The organism is Methanolobus zinderi (genome assembly GCF_013388255.1).
In the GTDB taxonomy this organism is placed as follows: Archaea; Halobacteriota; Methanosarcinia; order Methanosarcinales; family Methanosarcinaceae; genus Methanolobus; species Methanolobus zinderi.
Genome location: NZ_CP058215.1, coordinates 1,528,858 through 1,544,465, shown reverse-complemented (window position 1 = coordinate 1,544,465; position 15,608 = coordinate 1,528,858). Strand labels below are relative to the sequence as shown.

General features: G+C 42.7%; 16 protein-coding genes. 9 read left to right on the top strand and 7 right to left on the bottom strand.

The features are described from left to right. Nucleotides 1–77 precede the first annotated feature (77 nt). Complete coding sequence (locus HWN40_RS07595) at nucleotides 78–1,079, bottom strand: sensor histidine kinase (RefSeq protein WP_176965168.1); 1,002 nt, start codon at nucleotides 1,077–1,079, stop codon at nucleotides 78–80. Nucleotides 1,080–1,346: 267 nt separating this feature from the next. Between HWN40_RS07595 and HWN40_RS07590 the strand changes: the two genes are divergently transcribed. Further along, on the top strand, nucleotides 1,347–1,523 hold the full coding sequence (locus tag HWN40_RS07590) for an ATP-binding protein (RefSeq protein WP_176965167.1): 177 nt from the start codon (nucleotides 1,347–1,349) through the stop codon (nucleotides 1,521–1,523). Nucleotides 1,524–1,556: 33 nt separating this feature from the next. Here the strand turns inward: HWN40_RS07590 and HWN40_RS07585 are convergent, their stop codons facing one another. Together HWN40_RS07585 and HWN40_RS07580 are read right to left on the bottom strand one after the other, a co-directional pair. Continuing rightward, nucleotides 1,557–2,228: a dienelactone hydrolase family protein gene (locus tag HWN40_RS07585; protein WP_176965166.1), complete on the bottom strand. Its 672-nt coding sequence runs from the start codon at nucleotides 2,226–2,228 to the stop codon at nucleotides 1,557–1,559. Between the two features lie 17 nt (nucleotides 2,229–2,245). Then, nucleotides 2,246–2,896, bottom strand: a complete 651-nt coding sequence (locus HWN40_RS07580) for a phosphoribosyltransferase (RefSeq protein WP_176965165.1) — start codon at nucleotides 2,894–2,896, stop codon at nucleotides 2,246–2,248. Between the two features lie 168 nt (nucleotides 2,897–3,064). On the opposite strand from HWN40_RS07580, the gene HWN40_RS07575 reads away from it, so the two are divergent. From HWN40_RS07575 to HWN40_RS07555, 5 genes are all read left to right on the top strand, one after another. Next, nucleotides 3,065–3,649 (top strand): diacylglycerol/polyprenol kinase family protein, encoded by a 585-nt coding sequence (locus HWN40_RS07575; protein ID WP_176965164.1) that lies wholly within the window; start codon nucleotides 3,065–3,067, stop codon nucleotides 3,647–3,649. 167 nt (nucleotides 3,650–3,816) lie between these two features. Then, nucleotides 3,817–3,996 carry a Sp36 family protein gene (gene sp36, locus HWN40_RS07570; protein ID WP_176965163.1) on the top strand — a complete coding sequence of 60 codons (180 nt, stop codon included), beginning with the start codon at nucleotides 3,817–3,819 and terminating at the stop codon, nucleotides 3,994–3,996. A 194-nt stretch (nucleotides 3,997–4,190) separates the two neighbouring features. Further along, nucleotides 4,191–4,703: a cytochrome P460 family protein gene (locus tag HWN40_RS07565; RefSeq protein ID WP_176965162.1), complete on the top strand. Its 513-nt coding sequence runs from the start codon at nucleotides 4,191–4,193 to the stop codon at nucleotides 4,701–4,703. 125 nt (nucleotides 4,704–4,828) lie between these two features. Beyond that, entirely contained in the window at nucleotides 4,829–5,188 is a 360-nt protein-coding gene (locus HWN40_RS07560; protein ID WP_246275866.1) for a cupredoxin domain-containing protein, read from the top strand. Between the two features lie 15 nt (nucleotides 5,189–5,203). Next, nucleotides 5,204–5,857 carry a phosphoribosyltransferase gene (locus HWN40_RS07555; protein ID WP_246275865.1) on the top strand — a complete coding sequence of 218 codons (654 nt, stop codon included), beginning with the start codon at nucleotides 5,204–5,206 and terminating at the stop codon, nucleotides 5,855–5,857. A 62-nt stretch (nucleotides 5,858–5,919) separates the two neighbouring features. Here the strand turns inward: HWN40_RS07555 and HWN40_RS07550 are convergent, their stop codons facing one another. Then, entirely contained in the window at nucleotides 5,920–8,043 is a 2,124-nt protein-coding gene (locus tag HWN40_RS07550; RefSeq protein WP_176965161.1) for a methyl-accepting chemotaxis protein, read from the bottom strand. 369 nt (nucleotides 8,044–8,412) lie between these two features. Here HWN40_RS07550 and rsgA point away from each other — a divergent pair, with 369 nt between their 5' ends. Then, on the top strand, nucleotides 8,413–9,519 hold the full coding sequence (gene rsgA / locus HWN40_RS07545; RefSeq protein ID WP_176965160.1) for a ribosome small subunit-dependent GTPase A: 1,107 nt from the start codon (nucleotides 8,413–8,415) through the stop codon (nucleotides 9,517–9,519). Between the two features lie 214 nt (nucleotides 9,520–9,733). On the opposite strand, the gene HWN40_RS07540 is transcribed toward rsgA, so the two are convergent. After that, complete coding sequence (locus HWN40_RS07540) at nucleotides 9,734–10,891, bottom strand: LL-diaminopimelate aminotransferase (RefSeq protein WP_176965159.1); 1,158 nt, start codon at nucleotides 10,889–10,891, stop codon at nucleotides 9,734–9,736. Between the two features lie 190 nt (nucleotides 10,892–11,081). Here HWN40_RS07540 and HWN40_RS07535 point away from each other — a divergent pair, with 190 nt between their 5' ends. Next, nucleotides 11,082–12,947, top strand: a complete 1,866-nt coding sequence (locus tag HWN40_RS07535) for a sensor histidine kinase (protein ID WP_218165459.1) — start codon at nucleotides 11,082–11,084, stop codon at nucleotides 12,945–12,947. A 20-nt stretch (nucleotides 12,948–12,967) separates the two neighbouring features. Here the strand turns inward: HWN40_RS07535 and budA are convergent, their stop codons facing one another. Together budA and HWN40_RS07525 are read right to left on the bottom strand one after the other, a co-directional pair. Continuing rightward, nucleotides 12,968–13,819, bottom strand: a complete 852-nt coding sequence (gene budA, locus HWN40_RS07530) for an acetolactate decarboxylase (protein ID WP_176965157.1) — start codon at nucleotides 13,817–13,819, stop codon at nucleotides 12,968–12,970. Between the two features lie 173 nt (nucleotides 13,820–13,992). After that, nucleotides 13,993–14,469 carry a chemotaxis protein CheW gene (locus HWN40_RS07525; RefSeq protein WP_176965156.1) on the bottom strand — a complete coding sequence of 159 codons (477 nt, stop codon included), beginning with the start codon at nucleotides 14,467–14,469 and terminating at the stop codon, nucleotides 13,993–13,995. Between the two features lie 304 nt (nucleotides 14,470–14,773). Between HWN40_RS07525 and HWN40_RS07520 the strand changes: the two genes are divergently transcribed. Continuing rightward, nucleotides 14,774–15,496, top strand: a complete 723-nt coding sequence (locus HWN40_RS07520; protein ID WP_218165458.1) for a CPBP family glutamic-type intramembrane protease — start codon at nucleotides 14,774–14,776, stop codon at nucleotides 15,494–15,496. Nucleotides 15,497–15,608: the final 112 nt, after the last annotated feature.

Sequence of the window (15,608 nt, the reverse complement as noted above, 5' to 3'; positions counted from 1 at the left end):
CTTTATCGACTATTACTTATAAGGATATGCTTAACGCAGTTAACAATGAAAAGAAGTAGATTATTGCGTGCTATGTATCACTCTTCTGAGTGCACGGGAATCTCAAAAATAAATGTGGATCCGATTCCGGGATCACTTTCCACCCAGATACGTCCTTTATGCAGCTCCACGAATTCCCTGACAATGGAAAGCCCCAGTCCTGTGCCCTGATACTCTTTATTGCTCATCTGACCGGCCTGTTTGAATGGTTCGAAGATGTCATCCTGTTCTGATTTCTTTATTCCGATTCCGGTATCAGCTACCATTACGGTAAGCATGCCATCCGATATCATCATTCCGATATCCACACGGCCGTTCTCAGGTGTGAACTTGATTGCATTGCTCGCTAGATTGAAAATGATCTGCTTTAGTTTCAGTTTATCTGCATTTATCTCAGTAGCTCCGTCATCAGAAGTGAATGTCAGCTTTATATTCTTCTTTGAGGCAAGAGGGTATAATACTGTCTTAACCTCTTCCAGTGTATCTGCTACACGGAATGTTTCCCGGTTCAGTTTCATCTGGCCGGACTCGACCTTTGCAATATCAAGTATCTGGTTTATCAGCTCCAGCAGATGTTTTCCGCTTGAAGAGATATTCCTGACATGACGTGTCTGCTCTTCATTGAGACTCCCGAATATTTCCTCAAGAAGCAGATCGGAAAAACCTATTATGGAATTTAGAGGGGTGCGAATCTCATGGCTCATGTTTGCAAGGAACTCGCTCTTTGCCTGGTTGGCGTGTTCAGCCTCATGAACAGCGTGTATAAGCTGTTTTTCCAGTTCTATCCTTTTTCCAATCTCGTTTTTTGCTTCCCTCCATCTCCTGAAAGAAAAAAAGGCCAGAGCTATTGAAAAATATAATGAAAGAATAAAGATCTCATCAAGTTCCCATTTCTCGTGAGTCTGCATAAAGGACAGGACAGTTTCAAATAGATCCAGATAAGCTGTAAGAAGCAGAACACACAAACCTAGCAGTAGTATAACTACTACATCTGTGTGCGCAAAACTTTTGGATATCTTCTGATTATCAATATCAAGCATGAATTCTTCTTTTCTATATGGACCTGTAAATCTGTACTACCTGTCTACAGTTTAATTAATTTATTGTGGTAATTAGTATATTAAGTTACTTTATACCACTCATATAATAATATTTATATATGATATTCTGAGAGTTTTCGATTTCATCTTTCGACATTCAGATATGTTCACTGAATACGACAGGTATTTATTTCATAATCCCTGATTTTGGATGTGCAATCTCTTAAAATGAAATCAGTAAAAATCTAACAAGGGAGCGATACTCAAATGACAGCTATTGTTGATAAAGATCTATGTACAGGATGCGGAGCATGTGTTGATTCATGTCCCGTTGAAGCAATTTCAATGAATGACCAGGACCTTGCCGAAGTCGATGCAGAAGCCTGCGTGGACTGCGGTGACTGTGTCGAGATTTGCCCGGTTGAAGCCATTTCACTGGAATAATCACCGGCATTTTCTTTTTTTAGTTTCTAACTTTTATTTTTCCAGTTTATTTCGACCCATATATTTTACAAACCATTCTCCTGCCAGCCTTGCTGCCTCTTCCAGTGTGCCAGGCTCTTCGAAAAGATGGGTGGCTCCACTGACCAGTTTCATCTCCTTCTCAGAATTCAGTCTCTCCAGAGCCCATTTGTTCATATCTATAACCGCACTGTCCATACTTCCAACTATCAGTAAAGTGGGTGCCTTTACATCTCCCAGTACCCTGTCTGCGAGATCCGGTCTTCCTCCCCTGGAAACCACGGCCTTTGTTCTTTCAGCTCGCTCACTGGCAGCATAAAGAGCAGCCGCAGCCCCGGTACTTGCACCAAAATAACCTATATCCAGTTCAGATGTATCAGGGTTCATGCTAATCCAGTCAGTGACCGCGACAAGACGCTCGGCAAGTAATTCTATATTGAAACGAAGATGTGCAGTGAGGCGGTCGATCTCATCCTCTTCACGGGTCAGCAGGTCGAACAGCAGTGTTGCAAGTCCCTGTTTCTGCAGATAATCGGCCACGAACCTGTTTCTCGGACTAAACCTGCTGCTTCCGCTTCCATGCGCAAAGATCACAATTCCTTTTGCAGAATCCGGAATATCCAGGTTTCCTTCAAGGGTGACCTTTTCCAGATTGATGGTAACATGGTTTTCTTCAGTTTGGTTCATGCTCTCATCTCCTGTATCTATCTGTTCATGTCCTCTGCTTTTTTGAGGAGATCACAGACCTCCCGGTCACTGGTCTGGGCGAAGTCCTCATACCATGCACCAACTCCATAGAATGGCTCTGGTGTTGTAAGGCAGACAGTTTTGTCAACATCTGCTGCAAATTCCTCGCAGGCTTCTTTTGAAGCAGTCGGGACTGCAACGACTATATTTTCAGGTTTCTGTGCTCTTAAGGCCTGAACTGCTGCCTTCATGGTAGCACCCGTGGCAAGTCCGTCATCGATCAGAATCGCAGTCCTGCCGGTAACATCCAGTTTAGCTTTACCTTTTCGGTACAGTTCTTCTCTTCTTTCCAGCTCCTTTCTTTCGGCCTCAACAACCGAATCGATATCTTCTCCGCTTATCTGCAGGGAATCCACTACACTCATGTTCATGACCTTAACACCACCACTTGAAATTGCTCCCATGGCAAGTTCCTCATATCCGGGCACACCAAGTTTCCTTACAATGAAAACGTCAAGTTCAAGGTCAAGTTCCTTCGCAACTTCAAAAGCTACAGGTACGCCTCCCCTTGGAAGGGCAAGTAAAATAACATCATCGCGTCCGGCGTATTCTTCCAGTTCCTCTGCAAGCCGTTTGCCGGCATCTGTTCGGTCCTTAAAAACTACCATTATCTTTCCACTCCACATTGTAGTTTCTGAGGCCTGCTATTTTATTGATTCGCTTATGAATAGGAAATACTGGCCATAGCTATCTCATTTACCTATCAAAAATAGCGGGTCTTATCTTATCATTTTTGATGAACCCTTTTATATACAACAAAAGCACATTAAATGCCGATGGCTTCAAGATCTTTCATGAACGAGATACTGAGAAAAGGTATTCACTTCACATCCATTCTCATAGTCCTTGTTTATTTCTTTCTGGGAAAACAGGCAACTGTTACCCTGCTTATAAGTTATCTTGTTATTATCCTGACTATCGAACATTTCAGACTGGATAGAGGTTTCAAGCTTCCTGTTGTTCATTTTCTCCTGCGTAAAAAGGAAATTTCATCTCTTGGATCACATGTTTACTTCACCCTGGGAGCTCTTGTTGCCGTATCCGTATTCAGTGAACATGTAGCCTACGCCGCGTTGCTGATGACCACATTCGGTGATGCGAGTGCGGCACTTGTGGGTAAAAGAATTGGCAGGATCAGGATATTCGGTAATGGTAAGTCACTTGAAGGTGTAATTGCCGAGTTTATAGTCGATCTTGCCATAGGTCTTTTCTTCCTTTCCAGCTGGCCTGTGGCCATACTTATGGCTGTAGTGGCGACACTTGTAGAAACCTACTTTGTGAAGATCGATGATAACCTCGTTATTCCTGTGTTTTCAGGTTTCTTTGTGGAACTTTTCTTCTTTCTTTCACCATATATTTGATCAGTATCATCCCTGGATTTCATGGGATTTTCTCGGAGTATCCATTCTATAATTCAAATTGACTTGTTTTCAATGCAATTTCATTTTTTAAAAAAGTATTTATAGATCGCGAATATAGGCTATTATACACGAAAAATGTGGATCGGAACTATTGCGAGGTAAAAAATATGACATCATGGGAATACGAAATAAGATCAGTTAGATTTGGTGAATGGGATCTCACAAAGCAGGACCTGAACGAACTTGGTGTAGATGGCTGGGAACTGGTAAAATTCTCAGGCGACATTGATGAAAATGGAATGATGAAAGCCTTTTTCAAGAGACCACTCGACTGTCTTGAAACATAGGCCAGACATCTATTTTCTAAACCAGGTCATAGGATCCTTTTTTACATTTTCTTTGAGTATTTTACTTTATTTGCTTCAAACACTTCTTTTTTAACAAATATCCAGTATCCGATGGTTTATCTGGAAATTTGTTAATAATATGTATTTCATATATTTTATCGGGTTAATATCGAAATTCAATGGGGTGGACTATTATGCAAAGAAAATTTCTGGCTTTACTACTTATTGTAAGTGCTTTTCTTGCGCTGGGCTGTGCGACCAGTGATTCCGGTGAGGAAGATATGGTTTCAGAGACAGATTCTCAGGCAGATGCTGCTGAATTGTATACACAGATAACTGAAGATGATGACTACGGCCAATGGGAACTTATGCCGGGGACAGAAGAAATGAGTCCCGGACAGGGTGTTCATGGTGAAATGATAACAGTGTATGTTTCCGATGATGCCTTCTCTGCTCTGGAGAACAATGAAAGCGTAATGCCGGATGGAAGTATAGTTCTCAAAGAGGGGTACAATTCGGAGGGTGAGCTTCAGGAAATAGTAATTATGCAGAAGATCGATGGTTATGATCCGGAAAATAATGACTGGTTCTGGGCTACCTATTCTGCCGACGGGGAAGTAGTTAGTGAAGGAAGGCTTTCAGTTTGCTATGACTGTCATTCCGGAGCAGAAGGTGGCGATTACATCTACACCAATGATCCGGGTTGAAATCCTATCTTTTATATAAGCTAAAAATTGTTCCTTACTTCTTTTTAATGGCATTTTTCAATAAATCGTCTTTTTCCGCTAGTGATTTAAGTCTTATTCACTTTGTAATTATGGGGAGTGATGTAGTGAAAAGATTATTGAAATGGCTTCTGGTTATGATCCTTGTGGTTGTAGCAGTGCTTGCTGCAGGTTGTACTGATGACGGTTCAACAGATAGTGCTGAAACCGAGCAGGTTCAGACCACTGAAGTATCCATTGAAAGCTTTCAGTTCCAGCCTCAGAATATCAGAGTTTCGGCCGGCGACACAGTTACATGGACAAATAATGACTCGGTAGCGCATACCGCTACTGCCGACAATGGCGAGTTCGATTCAGCCAGCCTGGAGCCGGGCATGACTTTCTCTCACACATTTGAGCAAACCGGTACATATGATTACAGATGTACGATACATCCTGACATGGTAGGCACCATTACAGTGGGATAATCAGAACCATTCCGGGTGAAAACATCGACGGAAAGATCTGACATGTTCGAGGATCGCAGGGATGCAGGCATAAAGCTTGCAAGGGCACTGAATAAGTACAGGGAAGCGGGTGTACTTGTGCTTGCCATCCCCCGGGGTGGGGTGGAGGTCGCTTGCCAGGTAGCAAAGCATCTTAATGCGGATTTTTACCTGCTGGTTACCAGAAAACTTCCTTTTCCCGACAACCCGGAGGCAGGATTTGGAGCAATAGCCGAGGATGGCAGTACCTTTATCTTCGAGGATGCTGCCATGTGGCTCTCGGAAAGCCTGATAGATCGGATTGTAGAGGCACAGTATGGGGAGATTAGAAGAAGAATAGATGTTCTGAGAAAGGGCAAACCTTTGCCTGAAATGACCGGAAGGATGGTCATACTGGTTGATGACGGACTGGCAATGGGTTCTACAATGAGGGCATCCATCAAGCTCTGCAGGAAAAGAGAGGTTTCAAAGATAGTGGTTGCAGTTCCTGTGGCCGGAAAGGAAGTCGCCGAGGATATCGGCAATCTGGTCGATAATATTGTTGTGCTCGAAATGCCGGCTAACTTCATGGCAGTTGCCCAGGTCTATAGAAACTGGTACGATGTTTCTGATGAAGAAGTACTGGCAATACTGGAAAAAGGCTGTAAATGAAGTTCAATAAAAACCGGAAGAAATGGAAAATGTAATTAAAAAAGTAGGGAGAAATTAGACCATCAGGCCAGAATTTCTCTTTCAGCTTCTTTCTTCCGGGAAACCGGAATTTCATCTTCCTGAAAAGTTGCTGGCTGCTCGCTCAAAGTGTATTTTGAGATCATCTGCTGCATGGCTGCTGCCATACTGGCAAGCTCGTGTGCACTGTCAGCAAGCTCGTTCATGGAGGCGGTCTGCTGCTCAACTCCTGCTGAAGCTTCCTCTGTTCCTGCGGCTGCTTCTTCTGAGATTGCTGCTACCTCGTCCATGGATGATGTGATCTCTTCTATGGAAGCTGATTGTTCCTGTGCGGCTGCGGCAATATTCTGTGCCATATCAGCCACCTTACTGCTTTCAGCAACAATAGTCTGCACGGCCTGGACTGTTGAATTCAGTGCGTTTACTCCTGAACCGACAGTCTCAGTACCACTTTCCATGGACTCGACCGCATCTCTTGTTCCGTCCTGTATTTCATGGATCAACTGGGCGATTTCCTGAGCTGCGTTTCCTGAATCTTCGGCAAGTTTTCTGACCTCATCGGCCACCACAGCAAAACCTCTTCCGTGTTCTCCTGCCCTTGCAGCTTCGATTGCTGCGTTGAGGGCAAGCAGGTTGGTCTGGTCCGCAATGTTCGTAATAAGGCTAACGATCTCACCTATCTGCCTTGATTTTGCTTCAAGTTCTGTTATAGCGGATGCGGAATGGTCTGTTGCCGCCTTGATCTCATCCATCTGCTTCAGCATGTCCTCGGATTCGTTTCCTACATTGTCTATAAGTTCGCTGGTGGTAGTTGCAGTTTCAGCTGCCTGCTGTGCATTGGCTGCGATATCCTGTACATTTCCCGTCATATCGGTCATGGCATGTGCGACTTCCTCTGTCTTGGCAGACTGATCCTGTGCACCTTGGGATATCTCTCCGACTGTGAGCGAAATCTGATTTGATGCTGCAGTTGCCTCTTCTATGGAAGATGATATCTCCTGGGCGGTTGCAGCAACGTCATTAGCGTTCTTACTGACCATACTGATTATATCTGTAAGTGTATCCAGGATACCGTTCAAACCTCTGGGTATTGCTGTGAAGTCAACACCAACATCGGTGCTGGCACGTGTGTTGATCTTGCCTTCCAGGGCATCGGAGGATATATTATCGAAATCATCCACGATTTTCTGGATCCCTCCTGATATTGATCTGCTGATGAGCAGTGCAAAGGCGGCTCCGAGCACAATAAAGATCATAACCGCTGTTATAATACCATTTCTGATAGCTACAGAAGCAGCTTCAAATTCATCAACATAGGTTCCGGAAGCAATGATCCAGTCTTTGGGCTCGTAGTATGTGTAACTCATCATCTTGTCGCGCCCTTCCCACTCGTAAATGATATCGCCTTCCTTATTGGCTGTCATCTCTTTTACGAAATCGTTCTCGTAGAGGTTATCTCCCTCTCTTGTGGGATGGATTATAAGGTCGCCTTCAGAATTTATTACATACATATACCCGGTTTCACCAAAGGTTATGGTTTCCATCTGCTCTTTTATCTGGGATTTGTATTTTTCTTCAGGTACTCCGATTCCCAGTATCCCTATTATCTTGCCATTGCTGTTTCTGATTGGCTCATAGGCAGTCATATACCAATCACCAAGGACATCTGCCCTGCCCGTATATGTCTGACCGTCTCTCACAACTTTATTATAAACTTCTCTGGATACTGCAGTTCCGATGGCTCTGCTTCCATCATCGTTTCTTGTTGTTGTGGATATTCGGACAGCAGAACTGTCCTTTACCTGAAATACACTGACACTTCCGTCAATCTTACTTTCTATCTGATCAACGAGCTTGTTATCATTATTTAGGATAGTATCTCCTACTATCATCTCTCCATCAACTATCTCTGGATTTGCTGATGAATAGAATTCAGCTTTGGCTGTTTTAAGATAGGTTTGTAAATTTTGCTGCGCTACCGAAAATACAGCATCAACATAATCTTCTTCCATCCGGACCTGTTCATCTAGACGTTCATTGAGCTGAGTCTGTATTGCGTCAGAAGTCTGGTTATAAGCATAAAATCCTACAAGGGTAACGGGTACAATAACCAGTATCAAAGCCAGGGCAATGATCTGACGACTGATTGGTATATTTTTTAGATTCATCTTCCACCTTTTTGTACGATTGTATCACAATGTGATTTTGTGTAACATTAAAGGCAGATTAATATATAATATTATCAAATAAAAAAACTAAAATATAAAATAAACTATATTAAAATAATGAATTAAAATTCTGCAGTTGTTATCTTTTTTTGGAGTCTGCAAATATTTATCTACTATTTTCGATAGTTTAATAGTTTAAAGCTATTTCGCTAAAATTATTTTAACCTAGCTTTTGGATAGAAAAATAACGACATTATGTGCAAAAGTGACAAAATAGTTAATAAATCAAGCATTTACAGTTATATCCTATTCAGGACTCAGTTATCTCTGTCAAAAACCTTATTCTTCATGTCATCCTGAATTAATGGTATGAATAATAAATACAGGAACAAAAGGAATAATACTTCAGACAACTTCTTTATTCCTGGCTGGAACAATTCACTTGAGTCTGCATTTTCAGCTTATAAAGGACCATACGTTCCCGGTAGAGTTGCAGTCCGGCATAAAACGGTCTGCAATATACTTACTGAAAAAGGTGAGATACAGGCAGCAGTATCAGGAGCTATGCGTAGGGTCGGCAAGCAGCCGGTTGTAGGAGATTTTGTTGTACTGCTTGATCAAAGTGACATTAATTCATACACCATAGTGGACATTCTTCCACGAACTTCCTGTCTTTCCAGAGGTTCCACGGGTGAGTCTGGTGAAGAACAGTTGATAGCCGCAAATATTGATACGATTTTCATTGTTACGGCAGTCGGACATGATCTTAATCTGAGAAGACTTGAAAGATATCTCACCATCGTTTATTCCTCCGGCGCGAGGCCTGTTATTCTCATTAACAAGATAGATCTTGCCGAGAAGCTGTCAGATGATATATCACAAACGATACAGCAAATAAAGGATATGGCTGGCGATGTTCCTGTGATAACTCTCAGTGCCCTCTCAAGTAAAAACCTGGAAAAACTGGACCCTTTTATGATTCCGGACGACACGATAGCACTCATCGGTTCCTCGGGAGTTGGCAAATCCACCCTCATTAATGCTCTTTTTGGCAACGAAGTCCAGAAGACATCAGGTGTACGTGAAGATGATGATAAAGGAAAACACACTACCACTGTAAGACAACTTTTCCTCCTCCCGAACGGCACGATATTCATCGACAACCCCGGAATCCGTGAGATACAGCTTGGAGAGTCATCTGGTGGTATCGACAGGACGTTCTCCGACATTGCTGAACTTGCTCAAAATTGCCGTTTCAAGGATTGTACTCATCGGAACGAGCCACACTGTGCCGTCATGAAAGCACTGGATGAGGGACTTATCACGCAAGAAAGGTTTGATAGCTACCATAAGCTGAATGATGAGCTGGCTTTCCAGAAAGATAAGGCTGAGATTGGATTGAAAAGGCTGGAAAAGAAGAAATATAAAGGGCTTGCACAGGCGGCAAAAAAGTATCGCAAGTCTGAGAGGGAATGACAGGAAAGCTGTCACGTCTCTACTGAATTTTCTATCTGTTTTTGTATTTATATATCATTAGATTGGTCCAGACTGGATCTAAGTAAGGAGATATGTTAAATATTGACATCAGGATATACAGAAAAATAGAAATTATTGCTTGCTTGGAACAGATAAAAAGAATGAGATGATGAATATCTTTACTGATATCCATCCAATTAAAAAGTTATTGATCTCAGATATTAAGTTCTGACATCCTGCTGACAGCTTCGGATAACCTGTCCACGGACTGTGTCAGTGCAAAGCGTATGTAACCTTCACCGTGCTTTCCGAATCCGACACCGGGTGTTGCTACGATACCTGCGTTCTCCAGCAGAAGCTTGGAGAATCCGATGGAATCATATCCGCTTGGCACTGGTGCCCATATGTAGAATGTGGCCTTTGGTGGCTTAACATCGATGCCCATCTCATCCAGACCCTTAAGGAGTACGTTTCTCCTTTCAGTGTACATCTTGTTCATGTCAGCAACACACTGCTGTGAGCTTGAAAGGGCTGTGATTCCTGCCATCTGTACTGCATTGAAAGCTCCTGAATCGATATTGGACTTGGCCTTTCCGAAACCTGCAATAATGTCCTTGTTACCAACGGCAAATCCAAGGCGCCATCCTGTCATGTTATAGGTCTTTGACATGGAGAAAAGCTCCATTCCGACTTCCATTGCCCCGTCGACTTCCAGGAAGCTTGGTGCCTTGTAACCGTCATAGGTCATTTCTGAATAGGCGTTGTCATGTACAACTACAATATCGTTGTCCCTGGCAAACTGCACGACCTCTTCAAAGTACTTTTTGTCGGCTGTTGCCGAGGTGGGATTGTTAGGGTAGTTCAGGAACATCAGCTTTGTTCTGCCAAGTATGTCCTTTGGTATGGCATCAAGGTCCGGCAGGAAACCGTTTTCCTCAAGGAGTGGCATAATATGGGCTTCTCCGCCTGCAAACTGTGTACCTATCTTATAGACAGGATATGCAGGGTCAGGGCACAGTGCCACGTCTCCAGGGTTGATGAATGCAAGAGGGATGTGCGCTACTCCTTCCTTTGAGCCGATAAGCGTAAGTGTTTCGGAAACAGGATCGAGGTCCAGTCCTCTGCTCTCTCTGCACCAGTCGGTAGCAGCCTTCCTGAACTCAAGCATGCCTGTATAGGAAGGATATCTGTGTGTAGAAGGATCGCGAACTGCCTGACACATGGAATCAACAATGTGTTCAGGAGTTGGCTGGTCAGGATCACCGACTCCGAGATCGATCACATCCACGCCTTTTGCCTTTATTTCTGCTTTTGCTTCGTCTATGGTTGCAAACAAGTAAGGGGGTAATGCATTTATTCTGTCAGAGTACATTATTTCACCTGATATTTGGACTTCTTTCAATAGGTAATTCCATATATACCTTCCCCTGTTCCTTAGTTCTACTGATAAAATAGATGCTATATTTTTATCGGATTTTTGAAATGAACGAAATCTATTAATAACTAAAATATAAATATAATTAATATAAAAATAGTAGGTGTCTTCTATAACCGATTCTAATATGGCGCTGCTCAGAAAAAGGGAAAAAGAACTGGAATGCATATACAGTATCTCAGATCTGTTTGATATGCATATCCCTCTTAAGTCCTTACTCAAGGGGATAGTAAGGCGCATACCTTCCGCATGCAGTCATTCAGAACTGGCAGCAGCACGTATTACACTTGACGATGAGGTCTACCAGACTCCTGAATATGAAGACACTCCATGGATGATGTCTATCGATATATTCGTTCATGGCAAGGTTCGGGGCTGTCTCGATGTTGTCTACATCGAAGAACGTCCGCCTTTGGATGTGGGTCCATTTCTCAACGAAGAGAAAAAACTGATGGATGTTATTGTTTCCAGGCTTGGAAAGGTTCTTGAGAGAAGGCATGTGGAGGAAGCCTTACTTGACTCCGAGAAAAGGTACAGGGTTATCTTTGAGTCATCTCCTCTTGGTATTTTCATAGACCGTAACGGTATAATCACCCATTGCAACAGAAGTTTTTTAAAGATATTCGGCCTGTCGCGTGAAGATGTAATCGGCTCCGAGGTAACTGATTTTGTAAATGACGAAAAGCTGGAGAAAGTACTTTTCAGATCCGACCAGGAGATTATGCCTTACTATGAAACAGAGTACACTGCCAGACTAGCAGGCCGACAGGTTCACTTACGATCATACTACGTTCCACACAGGTCTTCAAGAACAACCCTCGAGGGTGGGGTATGCCTGATTGCGGATATTACAAGGAATAAACAATCAGAGGATGCACTGCACCAGCAAAAGGAATTGCTTACAAGCACCTTCAATGCACTTCAGGACCTGATAGTTGTCGTGGACAAAGAACTGAACGTAGTCACCAGTAACTGGAAGAGTGATGAGCTGATCAGTCCTGAAAAGAGAAAAGTCCACCCGCATTGCTACGAATGCTTCATGCACCGCGACGAACCCTGTGACCCGTGTCATGTGAAAGATGTTTTTTCCACAGGAGAGGTTGCCGAAAACGAATATACCAGTCCCGTTGACGGAAAGACAAGGGAGTACCGTGTATCCCCGGTATTCGGCAAGAACAATGATATCGTGATGGCCGTGGAACACATCCGGGACATTACCGAGCGCAAACAGACCGAGACCGCCCTTCAGCAGTCTACGGAAGAACTTGCCAGTGCATATGAGGAACTCCGGTCCCTTGACAGGCTCAAGGATGAATTCCTTTCAAATCTACGACATGAACTCAATACCCCTCTTACCACAATCAGAGGTTACAGTGAACTGCTTCAGGAAGGCACTTTCGGTCCCTTGAATCCCGAACAGGAAAATGCAGTGGATAAAGTTGTGAACAAATCCAAACGTCTGCACAGCCTGCTTGATTCTCTTCTATTCGCCAGTAGCTCACAGGGCGGACGGGTGAAATACAACTTTGAGAAAATGCTGCTGTCCGATTCTTTACAATCTGCAATCGGAGAAGTATCCCGGAATGCAAAGGACAAAAGCATTTCCCTGAATTTCGATCAGCCGCCGGAGGTACTTCTGACAAAAGCAGATGCCGATTATCTTCCCAGGGTCTTTGTGAACCTGATCGATAATGCCATTAAGTTTACTCCAAGGGAAGGGAAGATCAATCTTTCAGCGTTCAGGGAGAACGGGGATGTACATGCGGTGATTGAGGACAACGGGATAGGAATTGCAGAAGAGAACCTGCCAAAGCTTTTCCAGAAATTCTATCAGATAGACAGCTCATCAACAAGGAATTACGGTGGCAACGGCCTTGGACTCTATATCTCAAAGGTTATAGTAGAGGACCATGGCGGAAAAATATGGATCGAAAGCGAGGAAGGTGCCGGTACCAGGGTACACGTGACACTTCCTGCCATTGATCAGAATTAAAAAAAATATTTGTATTTATCTTACTTTTCTACCTGCTCCAGTTCAGAAGTCTTATCACTGGAAAGGTCCACGTCCTGGAAGTCGTTACTCTCAGGAAGGTCCATGAAGAAATCGTAGGTATTGTCAATTTCGACTTTTCCTTCGATTATGTCGAATTCAAGTACATGTCCGCCGGCAGTCCTGTCTTCGTTTATGAAGTGCAGGTGATATCCCGGTACATTGATACCATCCACATATACTGGCAGCCAGTAACCTACTATCACTCCGTTGACCTGTTCCATCTCAAAGGTAGGCTGGTTCTTTGTGACCTCTACCAGTTTTGGATATGGTTTTTCCTGCTTTGGAACACTTCTTGTCTTTACATACTCGAAAGTACCGTTGATCTTGATACCGTACATGATGTTCTTGTTTGGCATCATTCCGGAAAGATACTCTTCGGTGAGTGTCATGTTCATGGGTTCGCTGATACGCATTTCGGTATCAGCTTCAAAAAATGTCACCGCTGCAAATGGTGTTGTCGTGGTGTCATTCACAGGATAGGCAACCCCGTCGGCTCTGACTTGATATATTTCACCATCAAGCTCTATCATCTCACCATCAAGACCTGAAAAGGTTCCAATTCCGAAATCTCCGTACTGTTTCAGGGTTCCGTATTCGGTATCACCGTCATAGACACCTTCAAGAAGTGCGTTTATTGTGGATACCTGATACAGTATATCGTTTGAATCATATTGGTTTGCTACTAAGTTTTCAGTTTCCTTTTCCGGATTACTCTGGGCATTGGCGTCCGATGTAGTTTCATCGATGCATCCGGAAAGCACTGTAAACATAAGTGACAGAGCGATTGTAAGAATAATGATTTTCTTTTTCATGATTATCTCCAAGATGGTTTTTGCATAAAGTCAATTATAGTTATAAAACAAAGAAAACAAAATAATTTGAAAACCACGATCAGGATTTCTGTCTGCTAAAAGTAAAGCAATGATGTCGTTTCTCTGATCTGGTGCTCTTTGGAATGCGGATATTATGTCCGCCTTCAGAGTTTTCAAGAAGCTGTTTCGTTTATAATACTATCAAGGTTCAGGAGTATCAGCAGCCTTTCATCGATTTTTCCTACTCCCTTGAGGTAGTCTGCGTTGATCTTCTGATTAATAATGTCAGGTGTCGGATCGACATTCGTATTGAGCAGCCTGATAACTTCGCTTACGGAGTCCACTACCATGCCTATGATTGTACCTTCAACATCTACGACAATGATCCTTGTCTCATCGGTGATCTCCTTTGAAGGAAGACCGAATCTCTTATCAAGATCCATTACAACGATGATCTTCCCACGCAGATTGATGACACCTTTGATATAATCCGGTGATCTCGGGATACGTGTTATTTCAGGAAGCCGGATGATCTCCTGCACTTTCATTATATCAACGCCGAACTCTTCCATCCCCAGATTGAAAATAACAAGCTGGAGCAGATCATCTGTATTAACATGTTCCTGAAAATTATTTGCCTCGTTTTCCATATTGACCCTCGACTGAAAATTTGATTCTGTAAGATTTCATTATGTTATATTTTGAATTATATAATAATAAATTGTATATATACTTTCGCTAATCGGAGATACATAAGGCTTGATCTGTCAACATAAATATCGAGCTTTAAATACAGGATAAGTCAGCTACAAATAAAAGGACTGATATATTATGTAGCTATAATAAAAGTAATCTTAAACGTAAAATAACTTTACCCAGGCTGTTCTAAAAAAGGAAATAAGGATGGATGCCAGAAATATTGTAGACCAGAAGATCTTTTGGTCATTATTCCTAATGGCGGAGTTATCGGCGATCGCATCTGTACCCTATGGTGTGTCAATTTCTGGTGATGCGATCTATGAATATGGTATATCTCCTCCGATGATCCTTGCAACTCAGTTTGCAAGAGGAACAATACTTTTGATTCTATCAATCCTGACGGGTATAGTTCTTGGTAAAAAGGTCGGTCTGAAAACTCCTGTGCTTGAATCATTGTTTGAGGGTAAAGGTCTGCCAGCTGATTTTTATCAATCCCTGAAATTATCGTTTATTCTCGGTGCTTTTGCAGGCACACTTATCTTTGCTACAGACAGGTTTGTCTTTTCCATGTTCATCGAGCCTCTGACTCCGTTACTATCATCACCACCGCTCTGGCAAAGATTCTTTTATTCATTCTATGCTGGTATAATTGAAGAGATAGTTCTGAGATTTTTCCTGTTAACACTTTTAGTATGGATTACCTGGAAAATAAAAAGGACACCAGAGGATCGTCCTACAGATATGGGAGTATGGTTATCCATACTTCTGGTAAGTGTTCTTTATGGTATTGGTTATATTAGCTCCCTATCCTTGCCTACAGACCCGGGTCTGATAGTGGATTTAGGGATTGTCTCTTTAGGTATGGTTACCGGTACTATTTTTGGCTGGTTGTACTGGAAAAAAGGACTTGAAGCATCCATTATCGCTAATTTCACGGCTTCTCTGACATTATTCGTGATTCTTGGTTCCTTGTTCTAGCGTGGCAAGATAAAGTTTAAGAGCAGGTTTGCTGATTAGCGTATGGAAGTTAAGTTAAAACAACAATTTCTTTCTATCTATGAAGACAAATATTGGATCGTACCGTAACTAT

What these genes read in the sequence shown, in the direction of transcription:
- HWN40_RS07595 (WP_176965168.1), bottom strand. Translation starts at nt 1,079, where the DNA reads ATGCTTGATATTGATAATCAGAAGATATCCAAAAGTTTTGCGCACACA.
- HWN40_RS07590 (WP_176965167.1), top strand. Translation starts at nt 1,347, where the DNA reads ATGACAGCTATTGTTGATAAAGATCTATGTACAGGATGCGGAGCATGT.
- HWN40_RS07585 (WP_176965166.1), bottom strand. Translation starts at nt 2,228, where the DNA reads ATGAACCAAACTGAAGAAAACCATGTTACCATCAATCTGGAAAAGGTC.
- HWN40_RS07580 (WP_176965165.1), bottom strand. Translation starts at nt 2,896, where the DNA reads ATGGTAGTTTTTAAGGACCGAACAGATGCCGGCAAACGGCTTGCAGAG.
- HWN40_RS07575 (WP_176965164.1), top strand. Translation starts at nt 3,065, where the DNA reads ATGGCTTCAAGATCTTTCATGAACGAGATACTGAGAAAAGGTATTCAC.
- sp36 (WP_176965163.1), top strand. Translation starts at nt 3,817, where the DNA reads ATGACATCATGGGAATACGAAATAAGATCAGTTAGATTTGGTGAATGG.
- HWN40_RS07565 (WP_176965162.1), top strand. Translation starts at nt 4,191, where the DNA reads ATGCAAAGAAAATTTCTGGCTTTACTACTTATTGTAAGTGCTTTTCTT.
- HWN40_RS07550 (WP_176965161.1), bottom strand. Translation starts at nt 8,043, where the DNA reads ATGAATCTAAAAAATATACCAATCAGTCGTCAGATCATTGCCCTGGCT.
- rsgA (WP_176965160.1), top strand. Translation starts at nt 8,413, where the DNA reads ATGAATAATAAATACAGGAACAAAAGGAATAATACTTCAGACAACTTC.
- HWN40_RS07540 (WP_176965159.1), bottom strand. Translation starts at nt 10,891, where the DNA reads ATGTACTCTGACAGAATAAATGCATTACCCCCTTACTTGTTTGCAACC.
- HWN40_RS07535 (WP_218165459.1), top strand. Translation starts at nt 11,082, where the DNA reads ATGGCGCTGCTCAGAAAAAGGGAAAAAGAACTGGAATGCATATACAGT.
- budA (WP_176965157.1), bottom strand. Translation starts at nt 13,819, where the DNA reads ATGAAAAAGAAAATCATTATTCTTACAATCGCTCTGTCACTTATGTTT.
- HWN40_RS07525 (WP_176965156.1), bottom strand. Translation starts at nt 14,469, where the DNA reads ATGGAAAACGAGGCAAATAATTTTCAGGAACATGTTAATACAGATGAT.
- HWN40_RS07520 (WP_218165458.1), top strand. Translation starts at nt 14,774, where the DNA reads ATGGCGGAGTTATCGGCGATCGCATCTGTACCCTATGGTGTGTCAATT.